Annotated in this window: 10 protein-coding genes; 7 read left to right on the plus strand and 3 right to left on the minus strand. The window is 63.7% G+C overall.

Features of this window, described 5'->3' with window-relative positions; translation table 11 throughout:
* Window positions 1–28: 28 nt before the first annotated feature.
* The 3 genes from argG to ABIC51_RS34415 form a co-directional block, all read right to left on the minus strand.
* Window positions 29–1,363 carry an argininosuccinate synthase gene (gene argG / locus ABIC51_RS34405; RefSeq protein ID WP_021157353.1) on the minus strand — a complete coding sequence of 445 codons (1,335 nt, stop codon included), beginning with the start codon at window positions 1,361–1,363 and terminating at the stop codon, window positions 29–31.
* Between the two features lie 328 nt (window positions 1,364–1,691).
* A complete protein-coding gene (locus tag ABIC51_RS34410; RefSeq protein ID WP_060195005.1) occupies window positions 1,692–2,762 on the minus strand; it encodes an FUSC family protein in 1,071 nt (356 codons plus the stop codon).
* A gap of 163 nt (window positions 2,763–2,925) precedes the next feature.
* Window positions 2,926–4,458 carry a sensor domain-containing diguanylate cyclase gene (locus tag ABIC51_RS34415; RefSeq protein ID WP_354006921.1) on the minus strand — a complete coding sequence of 511 codons (1,533 nt, stop codon included), beginning with the start codon at window positions 4,456–4,458 and terminating at the stop codon, window positions 2,926–2,928.
* 600 nt (window positions 4,459–5,058) lie between these two features.
* Between ABIC51_RS34415 and ABIC51_RS34420 the strand changes: the two genes are divergently transcribed.
* From ABIC51_RS34420 to ABIC51_RS34450, 7 genes are all read left to right on the plus strand, one after another.
* On the plus strand, window positions 5,059–6,594 hold the full coding sequence (locus ABIC51_RS34420) for an amino acid permease (RefSeq protein WP_027790938.1): 1,536 nt from the start codon (window positions 5,059–5,061) through the stop codon (window positions 6,592–6,594).
* Between the two features lie 264 nt (window positions 6,595–6,858).
* Window positions 6,859–7,104: a DUF3717 domain-containing protein gene (locus tag ABIC51_RS34425; RefSeq protein ID WP_042973317.1), complete on the plus strand. Its 246-nt coding sequence runs from the start codon at window positions 6,859–6,861 to the stop codon at window positions 7,102–7,104.
* A gap of 185 nt (window positions 7,105–7,289) precedes the next feature.
* Complete coding sequence (locus tag ABIC51_RS34430; protein ID WP_021157347.1) at window positions 7,290–8,207, plus strand: LysR family transcriptional regulator; 918 nt, start codon at window positions 7,290–7,292, stop codon at window positions 8,205–8,207.
* A gap of 109 nt (window positions 8,208–8,316) precedes the next feature.
* Window positions 8,317–9,147 (plus strand): alpha/beta fold hydrolase, encoded by an 831-nt coding sequence (locus ABIC51_RS34435; RefSeq protein WP_175862964.1) that lies wholly within the window; start codon window positions 8,317–8,319, stop codon window positions 9,145–9,147.
* Window positions 9,148–9,590: 443 nt separating this feature from the next.
* Window positions 9,591–12,485, plus strand: coding sequence for a type VI secretion system Vgr family protein (locus ABIC51_RS34440; RefSeq protein ID WP_124534976.1), 2,895 nt, complete (start codon window positions 9,591–9,593; stop codon window positions 12,483–12,485).
* A complete protein-coding gene (locus ABIC51_RS34445; protein WP_124534974.1) occupies window positions 12,485–13,045 on the plus strand; it encodes an NlpC/P60 family protein in 561 nt (186 codons plus the stop codon). Before ABIC51_RS34440 ends, ABIC51_RS34445 begins: the two co-directional genes overlap by 1 nt.
* Entirely contained in the window at window positions 13,045–13,944 is a 900-nt protein-coding gene (locus tag ABIC51_RS34450; protein WP_175862965.1) for a hypothetical protein, read from the plus strand. Before ABIC51_RS34445 ends, ABIC51_RS34450 begins: the two co-directional genes overlap by 1 nt.
* The last annotated feature ends 16 nt before the right edge of the window (window positions 13,945–13,960 follow it).

The raw sequence follows: 13,960 nt of genomic DNA on the forward strand, positions 1-13,960 counted from the left end.
GACCGGCCCGCGAGCGGCGTCAGGCGACTTACTTGTCGTCGCCCTTGATCTGCGGCAGCGCCGATGCTTCGCCCGGCGTCAGCAGCCCGACTTGCGAATACACGCGCAGCTTGTCGCGCGTATCGGTGATGTCGAGGTTGCGCATCGTCAGCTGGCCGATCCGGTCGCGCGGCGAGAACGTCGATGCCACCTTCTCCATCGACAGGCGTTCCGGCTGGTACGTGAGGTTCGGCGACTTCGTGCTCAGGATCGAGTAGTCGTTGCCGCGGCGCAGTTCGATCTTCACTTCGCCGGTGATCGCGCGCGCGACCCAGCGCTGGGCCGTTTCACGCAGCATGATCGCCTGCGGGTCGAACCAGCGGCCCTGGTACAGCAGGCGGCCGAGACGGCGGCCGTTCTCGCGATACTGCTCGATCGTGTCTTCGTTGTGGATGCCGGTGACCAGACGCTCGTACGCGATGTACAGCAGCGCGAGGCCCGGGGCTTCGTAGATGCCGCGGCTCTTCGCCTCGATGATCCGGTTTTCGATCTGGTCGCTCATGCCGAGGCCGTGACGGCCGCCGATGCGGTTCGCTTCCAGCAGCAGCTCGACCGGGTCGGTGAACTCGACGCCGTTCAGCGCGACCGGCTGGCCGGCTTCGAAGCGCACCGTCACTTCTTCCGCGGCGATCTTCACGTCGTCGCGCCAGAACGCGACGCCCATGATCGGGTTCACGATCTTGATGCCGCTCTCGAGGCTTTCGAGATCCTTCGCTTCGTGCGTTGCGCCGAGCAGGTTCGAATCGGTCGAGTAGGCCTTTTCGGCCGACATCTTGTACGCGAAGCCGGCCTGGTTCATGAATTCGGACATTTCGGCACGGCCGCCGAGCTCGTCGATGAACGTCTGGTCGAGCCACGGCTTGTAGATCTTCAGATCCGGGTTCACGAGCAGGCCGTAGCGGTAGAAGCGCTCGATGTCGTTGCCCTTGTACGTGCTGCCGTCGCCCCAGATGTTGACGCCGTCTTCCTTCATCGCGGCGACGAGCATCGTGCCCGTCACGGCGCGGCCGATCGGCGTGGTGTTGAAGTACGTGACGCCGGCCGTCGTGATGTGGAACGCGCCGCTTTGCAGCGCCGCGATGCCTTCTGCGACGAGCTGCGCGCGGCAGTCGATCAGGCGGGCGCCGGCTGCGCCGTATTCGATCGCGCGTTTCGGGATCGCGTCGTAATCGTCTTCGTCGGGCTGGCCGAGGTTCGCCGTGTATGCGTACGGGACGGCGCCCTTGAGTTTCATCCAGTGCAGCGCTGCGCTGGTGTCCAGGCCGCCGGAGAAGGCGATACCGACCTTCTGGCCGGTCGGGAGGCTTTCGAGAATCGTGCTCATAGGAATTACCGTGGATTGAAGCCGGTGGGATCGTATTTCGCGGAATATGCGAGTATCGGCTGTCCGGGAGGTTGGGGCAAGGGTTGATTTTCGTCCGGAACCGTCGCCGGGCCTGTCGCGGCGGGCTTGACGGGCGGTTAACCGGGTGGAGAACGCCGCCCGGGGCGGCGCGAAATCACGGCAAATCAGGCGCCGATGAGCCCGGACGCCGGCCGTGTTTCCGGGGCCGGATCGGCCGAATGGCGGGGCTGCAGCGGTCAGGATGCCGGCGCGCCGATCCGAAAGGAATATGAAAGGCGTCGGCGTGACGCCCGGATGCCCGCGAGCGTCAGATGTTCCACGACTGCGCGGTGTCGAGCAGCTTCTCGCGCAACTGGTCGACTTCCACGGCCAGCTTGGCCGTGATCGACACGTAGCCCGACAACTGCGGCGGCGGTGCGCCGTGCGGTGGGTCGGCCGGCCGGCGGCGCGGCGCAAGCCGGCTCGGCGTGCCGAACTTGAGCGCGCGGCTCGCGCCGACCAGCGTATCGCGGATGCGCCGGTTCACGGCCTTCATGTCGACGCGCATGTATTCGCGGGCCGCGACGTCGTCGCGGGCCGGCACCGCGCTCGACAGGATCTCCAGATAGCCGATGCACAGGCGCAGGCTGCGCTGGATCGCCTCGAGCTGCGTCATCGACGTCTCGCATTCCTTCGACACCGACGGCATCAGCGAACGCAACTGCACGAGCAGCGCGCTCAGCGCGGCCATTTCCTTCAGGTGCGCGTCGTCGCTCACCTGGCGGTCGCCCGCGACCCGCGCATGCACGGCCGCGCACGCGCGCAGCGCGTCGGCGAGCTTGTAGCGCCACGAGTAGGTCGCATAGAGCGGCAGCGCGAACGAGAACGCCAGCGCGATCGCGATGCCGATCAGCACGTTCACCGCGCGCCACAGGCCGTCGACGATCTCGTTGTCGCCGTGCCCGGCGACGATCACCATCGTGATCGCCGACAGCAGCGCGATATAGCCGGCCTTGCCGATCGCGTGATACGCGCAGATGCCGCACGCGAGCGCCATCAGCAGGTAGATCGCGATCGGTGCGTGCGCGGCGGAATACAGCAGGATCAGCCCGAGCCCCGCGAGCGCGCCGATCGACGTGCCGAGTGCGCGCTCGGCCGCCTTCTTGCGGATGTTGCCGTGATGCTGCAGCCCGCCGACGACGATCAGCACGGTAATCGTCGACCACTCGCCGTGCGGCACGTTCAGGCCGGTGGACAGCGCGATCGACACGAGAATCGCGAGCGCGACGCGCGCCGCATGGATCAGCTTCGCGTGCCGGTAGCGGCGGTACGGGTCGAGCAGCGGGCGGAGCGCGTTGCGCAGGAGCGGAGGCAGCCGGGCAGGGAACGGGGTGGTCATGACGGAGCTGGAGTGGCCGGAACGCGCATCGCGGCCTGCGCGGGCCGGCGCCGCGCCGCATGCGCAGCAGACGTAACGCTAGCCGAACGCGGCAGGGCTGTCCACGGCGCGGTCGTCCGGCGGGGCCGGCCGCCGCGCGGTTTCGCGTCACGTCAGCGCGATGTCATGCGTCCGCGGTGCCCGGCTGCGCTTCCAGCACGCGGTTGCGTCCGCCGGACTTCGCGCGGTACAGCGCCTCGTCGGCACGCCGCAGCAGCGTCGCGGCGTTCAGGCGGCCGTCGGCGGCGGTCGCCGCGCCGATGCTCGCCGTGACACGCCCGTACGGGCTTTTCACGTGCTCGATGCCGAGCTCCGCGATCGCGCGCCGGATGCCTTCGGCGACGGTCAGCGCGCCTTGCGCATCGGTGTCGGGCAGCGTGACGACGAATTCTTCGCCGCCGTAGCGCGCGACGTGATCGCCGTCGCGACGCAGGCAGCGCGACGCGGTTTGCGCGACGCGCCGCAGCACGTCGTCGCCGGCCGGGTGGCCGTAGTAGTCGTTGAACGCCTTGAAGTGATCGACGTCGACGAACAGCACCGACAGCGGGCGGCCGATGCGTGACGCACGCTGCGCCTCCTTCGCGAGCACCGTGTCGAACGTGCCGCGGTTGTCGAGGCCCGTCAGCGCATCGGTGTGCGCGAGCCGGTACAGCTTCGATTCGGCGACCTGCCGGCGCGTCAGTTCGCGCGACAGCGCCAGCGATCCCCACGCGATGAACCCGGTGAACAGGCACATCAGCACGACGGTCCAGATCGCGCGGTGGTGCCACGACGCGTAGATGTCGACCTCGGCGGGTGCGACGTCGACGATCAGCGGCAGGCCGGCGAGATGCTTGTAAACATAGACGCGCCGCACGCCGTCGATGCTGCCGACGCCCGACAGCACGCCTTCCCGCCTGCGCAGCGCCTCGATGAACAGCGGCGACCTGCGCAGGTCAATGCCGACCACGCGCGCGTCGTAGGGCAGGCGGCTCACGAGCGTGCCGTTGAGCTCGGCGATTGCCGCGCTGCCGTGCTTGCCGACCGCGAGGCCGTCGAGCAGCGCGCGGAAGTAGTCGATGCTGAGCGTGCCGACGACGATGCCGCCGAACGAGCCGTCGGGCAGCGTGATCCGGCGGCTGAGCGCGATCGTCAGCGCGCCGCCGCGCAGCCGGGATGCGTACGGCCGGCTGATGTAGAGGCCCTGCGCGACATCGTTGCGGTGCACGGTGAAATAGTCGCGATCCGCAAAGTTGCCTTGCCGCGCGGGCGACGCGCTCGAATCGATCACGATATTGCCGTGCGCATCCATCACGAACAGCGACCCGAGATATTCGCCGGTGGCGGCGCGGTCGAACAGCAGCCGATGGCGCTGGCGGGGCGGCAATGTCGTCAGTTCCGGATCGGCCACGCCGTCGAGGACGTTCTGCAGCGACAAATCGTAGAGCTCGATATTGCGCGCGATATCGCGTTCGATCAGCAGCATCAGGTTGCGTGCATTTTCGACCGCATGGTCATATGCATCGCGCCGCGCCTCGATTAAAAGCGCCGTGGAAAGCCCCCAGCTGAACATCAGCAGCAAAATCCCCGCAACGAGTACGCCGCGGGGCGACAGAATGCGTGCCACGATCGACGCCGTATGGCGGCGCAGCGTGGCGGGCAGCGTGAATGACTTCATCCTCGAGGGTGGCGGGCGGCGGATTTCGCGTCGTTGGCGATTCCGCACGCTGTTGATTTCGAATCGGGCCGCATTATCTCGCGAATTTCAGACATTCGTGTGCGCATGCAAAACATGCATGCCGGGGCGGTGATTCAAAACGGTTACGCATCGTTACCGCTTTAGGTGCGGGTGATTTGATTTGAATCAATTGCCGATATCGGTCATTTTGTCTGAATAATCCCGTAATTACCCGGCGATTATGTCTGCCGGCGTGGTAGCTGGCGGATTGCGACAAGCCAACGGAGAAACTCCGTGGCAGCGGAAAACCGGATGACCACCCGGTACGCATGGTTTTTTGCGCCGGCGCGCGGCGGCGGCCCGGCCTGACCCGGTCGCGACGCGGCCAACCCCTTGATTCTGCGAAATCTCCGGAGCGGCCGCGGGCGGCGGCACCCGAGCTGTCCCCGTGACGAATCAGGTAGAATCCGCGCTTCGCCGCAGGCGCCCGCCGCGCAACGCGTATCGGGGCCGCATCGAATGCATCGCAGGACGCGCCCCGCGCTCCGATTCCGCATGCGCCGGCTACGGATGCCGGCCCGCTCAACGTTCGTCTCGTTTATGTCCGCACTTCCGAAATCCGACCAACCCGGTTCGTCCGCGAACCCACCCAAGCTTCATCGCGCGCTGAAGGCGCGCCACCTGACGATGATCGCCATCGGCGGCTCGATCGGCACGGGCCTGTTCGTCGCGTCCGGCGCGTCGATCTCGCAGGCCGGCCCCGGCGGCGCGATGGTCGCGTACATGCTGATCGGCCTGATGGTCTATTTCCTGATGACGAGCCTCGGCGAAATGGCCGCGTTCATGCCGGTGTCGGGCTCGTTCGCGACCTACGGCGCGAAATACGTGGACGAGGGCTTCGGTTTCGCGCTCGGCTGGAACTACTGGTACAACTGGGCCGTGACGATCGCGGTGGAGCTCGTCGCCGCGCAGCTCGTGATGCATTACTGGTTTCCGGACGTCCCGGGCGTGTGGTGGAGCGCGGCGTTCCTCGGCGTGATGTTCCTGCTCAACGCGCTGACCGTGCGCGGCTTCGGTGAGGCCGAATACTGGTTCGCGCTGATCAAGGTCGTCACCGTGGTCGCGTTCATCGGCGTCGGCCTGCTGATGATCTTCGGCATTCTGAAGGGCGCGCCGGGCAACGGCTGGGGCAACCTGACGATCGGCGACGCGCCGTTCGCGGGCGGCCTGCCGGCGTTGATGGGCGTCGCGATGATCGCCGGCTTCTCGTTCCAGGGCACCGAGCTGATCGGCGTCGCGGCCGGCGAATCGGAAAACCCGCGCACGACGATCCCGCGCGCGGTGCGCCAGGTGTTCTGGCGGATCCTGCTGTTCTACGTGTTCGCGATCTTCGTGATCGGCGTGCTGATTCCCTATACCGACCCGAACCTGCTGAAGACGGACGTGACCGACATCGGCGTGAGCCCGTTCACGCTCGTGTTCCGCCACGCGGGCCTCGCATTCGCGGCCGGCGTGATGAACGCGGTGATCCTGACGGCCGTGCTGTCGGCCGGCAACTCGGGCATGTACGCGTCCACGCGGATGCTCTACAACCTCGCGACCGAAGGCCGTGCGCCGAGGATCTTCGCGAAGCTGTCGCGCGGCGGCGTGCCGCGCAACGCGCTGTATGCGACGACGGCCGTCGGCGCGCTGTGCTTCTTCACGTCGCTGTACGGCGACAAGACCGTGTACCTGTGGCTGCTGAACACGTCGGGGATGACGGGCTTCATCGCATGGCTCGGCATCGCGGTCAGCCACTACCGGTTCCGCAAGGGGTACGTGAAGCAGGGCTACGCGCTCGACCAGCTGCCGTACCAGTCGAAGTGGTTCCCGTTCGGCCCGCTGTTCGCATTCGTGCTGTGCCTCGTGATCGCGCTCGGGCAGGACTATCAGGCGTTCCTCGCGAACCGGATCGACTGGGCCGGCGTGGCCGCGACCTATATCGGCATTCCGCTGTTCCTCGTCGTGTGGCTCGGCTTCCGGTTCCTGAAGAAGAGCCGTTTCGTGCGCTACGAGGACATGGAAATCGCGCCGTGGATCGCCGCGAGCCGCGGCGCGCAGCGGCAGCCGGTGGCGAACCGCGAAACCGCGGGCTGACGCGGGCGCGGCGTACAGCCGCGCGGCATGCGATGAAACGGGAAGCCGCGCGCTTCCCGTTTTTTTTGCCCGGCTTTTGCCTGCACGGGGTCAAAGCCGGTTATATTGCCCGACCCTACCGGGCCACGGCCCGGCCGGCGCGAGGCGCGCAGCGCGGATCGGCATCCGGCGCGCGCGCGGTGCGGCGGCCGGCGAGATGCCCGGCGTTTTCATCGTTCCATCCGGGCCGATACGGCCCGCGGAGCGCGCAACCCAGAGGAATCCATGAGCGCATCACCCGCCGAGCGGAAGGCCGGACCCGTTTCCATCGTGCGAATCGAAGCCGCGATCAACGCGTGGCGCGAAGTGTACCCGCCGGCGCCTGACGGCGAGGACGGCTACGCGCTCGACGCCGGCAGCAATTGCCTCGCGGAGCTGTACGGCACGATGATCTGCTACCAGCTGCCGGACGTGCCGCTCGATTCGCTGAGCGACGCGCAGCGCGACGCGCTCTACGCGACCGAGGTGTGACGGACGGCGCGTGACGCCGCCATGCCGCGGCGCCGATCAGGCAACGGGAAGCTCGCGGGCTTCCCGTTTTGCTTTGGGCGGCACGGCGCCGGGGCCGCGCGTGGCGGATTGCGCCGCCTGCGGTATCGTGACGACATCGTCCGGCCAGGGTTGACCGCCGGATCGCTGTCCGGGAGACATCGAACATGGAGTTGAGACACCTCCGCTACTTCGTCGCGGTTGCCGAGGAGCGGAATTTCACGCGGGCGGCCGAACGGCTGCATATCGCGCAGCCGCCGCTGAGCCGGCAGATCCAGCAGCTCGAGGAAGCGCTCGGCGTGCCGCTGTTCGAGCGCAACGCGCGGCCGCTGAAGCTGACCGACGCGGGGCGCTTCTTCTATTCGCACGCGGTGCAGCTGCTCGCACAGACGACCGAGCTCGAATCGATGACGAAGCGGGTCGGCAAGATCGAACGCAGCATGTCGGTCGGCTTCGTCGGCTCGACGCTGTACGGGATGCTGCCGAAGATCATCCGGCGCTTTCGCAGCGAGTATCCGGCCGTCGAGCTGAGCCTGCACGAGATGTCGACGATGGACCAGATCAAGGCGCTGAAGGAAGGGCGCATCGACGTCGGGTTCGGGCGCATCCGCCACGAGGACCCGAGCGTGCGGCGCGTCGTGCTGCGCGAGGAGCGGATGATCGTCGCGCTGCCGGTCGGCCATGTGCTCGACAGCGCGAAGCCCGTGCTGTCGCTGCACGATCTCGTGAACGACACGCTGATCATCTTTCCGAAGGCGCCGCGCCCGAGTTATGCGGACCAGGTGCTCGCGGCCTTTCACGATCGCGCGCTGCAGCCGCGCAAGATCTACGAGACGCGTGAACTGCAGATCGCGCTCGGCCTCGTCGCGATGGGCGAGGGCGTGTCGGTGGTGCCGCACAGCGTGTACGGGCTGAAGCGCGACGACATCAGCTACAAGCCGCTCGACGATCCGAACCTCGTGTCGCCGATCATCATGAGCATGCGGATGCTCGACGAATCGGAGGACATCCGCGCGATGCAGGCGCTGATCTACCGGCTGTACGACGAGGCGCAGATGGAGTATCTGCCGCCGCAGCCCGAATGAACGCGCGGGCGGTGGGGGCTTGCTTGACGCTGGGCGCGGGCGCGGGCCAACATCGCCGGATCCGGCAAGGCCGCCGAGGTGCGGCCGCTTTCATGCAGACGACAGGCACATGACCGACATTCCGATCGAGGAGACAACCGTCGAGACGCCGCAAGGGCGCCTCTTTGCGAAACGCTGGCGCGGCGGCCCGGCGCAACGGGCAGCGGGTGCGCCCGAGCCGGCCGCACCTGAGCCGGCCGCACCGATCGTGCTGCTGCACGATTCGCTCGGCTGCGTCGACCTGTGGCGCGACTTCCCCGCGCAGCTCGCGAGCGCCACGCAGCGCGACGTGATCGCCTACGACCGCCTCGGCTTCGGCCGTTCGGATCGGCACCAGGGGAAGCTCGGCACGACGTTCGTGCGCGACGAGGCCGATCATGCGTTCGCGGCATTGCTCGACCAACTCGATATCGATGCGTTCGTCGCGTTGGGGCACAGCGTCGGCGGCGGGATGGCGGTCGGGTGTGCCGCCGCCTATCCGGCGCATTGCCGTGCGCTCGTGACGATCGCCGCGCAGGCGTTCGTCGAGGATCGCACGCTGGCCGGCATTCGCGACGCGGGGCGGCAGTTCGACGAGCCGGGCCAGCTCGACCGGCTCGCGCGTTATCACGGCGACAAGGCCGAATGGGTGCTGCGCGCGTGGGTCGACACGTGGCTGTCGCCCGCGTTTCGCCACTGGAGTCTCGACGACGATCTGCCGCGCGTGCAATGCGCGACGCTCGCGATTCACGGCGAAGACGACGAATACGGATCCGACGTGCATCCGAAGCGGATCGCCGCGCGCGTCGCGGGGCCGTCGTCGTATCTGTTGCTCGGCCGATGCGGGCACATGCCGCACCGCGAGCGGACCGACGACGTGCTCGACGCGGTGAAGGATTTCCTGACGCGGCATGGGGTGTGAGCGCAGGATGGTCGTGCGATGAGTTGTTGATCCGCCGTTCTGGCCTGAAAACAGAGGAATCGTTCGCGCCTGCGCAGCGAATATTGACCCGCGCGAGACCGACGAGGGGGACTGCATAAGACGACAACCATCGGGTTGAAACAAGAAATGGCGACCTCACGGACGCCGAGTTGAGTATGTGACCGCACTGTGTCGGTATTTTTTCTGAATCGATATTGAGCGGATGGTGTTTTTACCTGGCTGTGAGCAGTTAGGGCTAGATCTCTAATGGAAATGGGCCGGAGATGTCGCTCGAGCGTTTCTTTAAGAATCAACATGTAGTAAATTCCCAGTCTTTCCGGGGTGGTTCTGTGGCGGCACGTGGGGTCGGGGAACCATTTGTTCGCAGCAAAGTGCGGGCATGGGCGCGGGCGTATCCAATAAGAATGTCGAACGAGTGACGCATGAACATGATCGAACTGGCACAGGCCATTCGCGGTGGCCTGATTCAGCAAGACCGGCTGCTGAAATCTGAAATTCCGAGTCTACCCAGCAATACGTTATTACCCCGCAGGGCGGTTACCCATGTCGAATTAGGCCGGGATTTCGCCGTCGAGCTTGACATGGTATCAACGGCTGGCGACATCGAACTGAAGACGCTTATCGCACAACAGATGACGTTGTGGATTCAGCAAGAGGACAAATCTTATCTGCCGATCAACGGCTATATCCATACGGCCCGCCGATTGGGCGCCGATGGCGGCTTGACTGCCTATCAGTTGAGTTTCGCGTCGTGGATGCATTTCCTGAAGTTCCGCAGTGATATGCGGCATTGGCAGGACAAACCGGTCGACGAGATCGTCACGGATGTGTTCAACGCGCATCCTCAGGCGCAAGGGCAATTCCAGTTCGTGTTGTCCAAGCCGCTGCCATCGCGCTCATATTGCCGGCAAAGCGAAACGGACTGGAATTTCGTGCATCGGCTGCTGGAGTCCGAGGGGTTGTACGGCTTCTGGCGACAGGCGAACGACGGCAAGTCGCATACGTTCGTGATCGTCGACGATATCCACAATCTGGACAAGATGTCGCCGGAGACCGTGCGGTTCTACCGCTCAGGCGCGAATAGCGAGGCCAACGCGTTCACCCAGTGGTCCGGATCGCGCACGCTGCAAAGCGTGACCTACACGACCCGAACATTCGACTACAAGGCCCCCGCGTCGTCGTTCAGCCCGAAAGGCACGTCGTTGCCGTCGCGGCTGGATCAAGGGGACTTGCCCAGCCAGCTCGAGATCTATTCGTACACGGGCGCGTACACCTATTCGGATCAGGATCGTGGCGATCATTTGACCCAAATCCATCTTGAAGAATGGGAATCGCGCGCAAAGCGCTTCCATGGCGCGGGCGGTGTCCGTGGAATTGATGCCGGGCTTCGTTTCCGTCTGGAGAATCACCCCGAGCACGACAGCGATTCGGAGAGCCAACGGGAATTCGTTGCGATCAAGGTTTCCCGGTATATCGAGAATAATCTGCCGCTTTCCGAACAAGAAAAGAACTTCCCGCATAGCCTGAAGGGGCGGGTCGATGAAGCCATGGCCGGCTACTCGGGCGACGCGTCGCTCACGATTCGCCATTCCGACGGCAGCGAAGGTTTCTTCCTGGTACAGGTCGAAGCGCAGCGTGTCACGGTCCCGTACCGCAGTCCGTTTGAGCACACGAAGCCGGTGATGCATCTGGAGACGGCGATGGTGGTTGGACCAAAGGGTGAAGAGGTTTATACGGATGCGCTCAACCGAATCAAGATCCAGTTCATTTGGGATCGTCTCAACCCTGGCGACGAGAAGGCCTCTTGCTGGGTGCGCGTTGCGCAATCGGATACGGGCGGAGGGTACGGCGGTATTCACGTTCCGCGTGTCGGCGAAGAGGTCATCGTAGGGCATGTCGGGGGGGACTGTGATCGCCCAATTGTTTTGCATCGCGTATTCAATGGCGCCGTCCGGCCTCAGTGGCACAGCAACGGCATTCTGTCGGGTTACCGGACTAAGGAATACGCCGGGACCGGCTTTAACGAACTAGCGTTGGACGACGCTACTGGACAAAACCGTGTTCGGCTGATGAGCAGCACCGGCAACAGCCTGTTGCATCTCGGGTACCTAGTTGAGCAGAGCGGCAATATGCGCGGCTCGTATCTCGGCAGCGGCTTTGACTTGAAGACGGACCATTACGGTGCTGTGCGAGCGAATCGTGGGCTTTACGTGAGCACGCACTCGAAGGAAATGAGCAGCCAGGCATTGGATGCAGGCGAATCGCGAGGACAACTCGTGAACGCCGAGAGTCTGATGGAGACTTTATCGGATGCCAGTGTCCAGGCTCGCGCGGAAGGCACGAAAGAGGGGTATGGTGCGCTCAAGGCCTTCAGTGCTGCGATGGAGCAGAATACCGCCGGCGCTTCGACGGGCGGTCGAACTGCGGGTGGCGGAATGGGCAATGCAAATGGATTCTCGAAGCCGATATTGCTGATGGCGAGCCCGGCGGGCATTGCGTTGTCCACTCAACAGTCAACGCAAGTTGCAGCAGATCAGCACGTTAACCTCGTCAGCGGCGAAAGTACGCACGTTGTGGCCGGCAAATCCCTGCTTGCGACCATCGGTGAAAAGCTCAGTATCTTTGTTCAGAACGCTGGCATGAAGCTGTTTGCGGCCCACGGGAAGGTGGAACTCCAGGCGCAAGGAAATGCCATGGCACTCGCCGCCCTCAAGGACGTCACAATCACAAGCAGCAATGGAAGAGTAGTGCTGTCAGCTGAAAAGGAGATCTGGGTCGGAGCGGGCGGCTCATACATCAAGATCAGCGGTAGCGGGATCGAAAACGGCACGCCCGGGCAGATCCTGGAGAAGTGTGCATCGTGGGAAAAGACTGGCGCAGCAAGCGCAACGGTGCCCCTGCCCGTCATGCCAATAACGAAGCAGGAATCCGGCGACCAGCACTTTGTGCTTCGATCGCATGACGGTAAGCCAGTCCCGAATCAGAAATACCGAATGTCGATCGGCGATGACGTAATCGAAGGCACGACCGATGCGAGCGGAAAAACGCAAGTCGTGGAAGGCTACGTCGGACAGCCCGTCCACTTTGAAATCGTGGATGACGTCTACGACGAGCATTTCGTCGTGCGAGATGCTTTTGGCGAGCCGATCGCGAACATGCCCTATCAGATACGTGCGGAGGACGGTCGCCTCATCGAGGGCATGACCGATGACGAAGGCAAAACCTCATTGTTTACCAGCGAAAAGATCGTAAAAGTGGATTTGCTCTATAGGCCTGGCAATCATGATGACTATCCCGCAGATACCGGAGTGAACTAATGGATCCAGTTACATTGAGCTCATCCGCGACGAGTGATACGACCATCACAGCGGGCAAGGATTGCACGGCCGGCAGATTCATCACCGAAGACGAAGGTTGGAAGGTCGTGAACGTGGCGGCCACATGGGAAGGTACGCCATATCGCATGGTTGGCGCTGCGTCGGAAAAGTCCGTTCTCGGAGACTGTTCGGGGTCGACGAACAAGATTTATGTGGAGGCCGGATTTCCCTATCCATATCAGACGACTGCGTCATTTGCGGCTTTTGCGCGAACCACGAATCGCTTTCGTAAAATTGATCCGGCGAAACAGAAGTTGCAGGCGGGAGACGTGTTGCTCTGGGATGGCCATATGGCAATCTATGCGCCGTTTACGCCCGACAACCCGAAATATGACGGAAACCTGTACAAGCGCGGGCAGAAAAAGTACAACAACATGTACACTGCGTTCAATGGCCGGACTCACCACCCATACGGGCCGTACAACATCGAAGTATTTCGGAGCGATCCGTACACGGTGTATCGATACTACATCCTACCGTCTGCCGACGATTGCAAATGATGAAGAGTGCGAAGCGATTTTTGATCGGGGCGGTTATGACGATGGCGGCCACATGCACACAGGCCTTCGAGTTCGAAGATGCGGTGCCGCTGACGATCGGCGCGATACAGGGCAACGCCCGGCCATCTGACGTCGAGGTGTCGCTGGATGGGAAAACAGTCACCGTTTCCGCACGATTGAGTAATGAAACGCATGCTTTGGTGAAGAGGGGGTATTACGCATACACACCACTGTTTCACCGTCTTGGCGCTGGTGAGGAGAATTATGACAAAAGCTTTTCTGATTTGAAGGTGACCTTCAACGGAAAAGCGATTCCGCTCGTCACCGGGCGGCGCGCGTTTTTTCTCGGCAAGGACGTGACCGGCGAGGTAAGGGCGGCAGGCCTGGATCCGCTTCCGAGTGAAGAGAGCGATCTCGCGAAAGTTGCTCGAATTAAACCTCAGTTGGGAATGAAACTGAGCGATGGCCGCGATTGGGAAGGTTTCGTGTCGTACTCCTGGGTCATTCCAGTGCCGGCTGATTCGACGGGCGTATTGACCATCCGCTATCAGGCGCTGCCGCAGTTCAGTCTCGATGAGGTGACGAGTGCGCGTTTTGCCCGTCTCGTCGAGCAGCACTGCGGCGACGTCGCGCAAGTGACACAAAGGTTGCACGCGATGGATGCGGGATCCGGACAGATTCTGGTTCAGCGATACGTGGTGCCCGTTTCCTTCATAAACAGGGCGCCGGTCAAAGTGAGCCTGTCGCAGCCAAGCTCCGACTGGATGGGCGGACGACCGTTGTTGTCGCTCACGTGCGGCTTGACCCCGCGCGACGGTGCGTCGCTTCCTGCAACAGGCCGGATCGACGATTCGGATGCGAATTTATCGATTCTGGTTATTTCGAGCCCGGCCCGTTAACTATCGCTGCAAATCA

The sequence above is a fragment of the Burkholderia sp. 572 genome (genome assembly GCF_040545135.1).
Classification (GTDB): domain Bacteria; phylum Pseudomonadota; class Gammaproteobacteria; order Burkholderiales; family Burkholderiaceae; genus Burkholderia; species Burkholderia cepacia.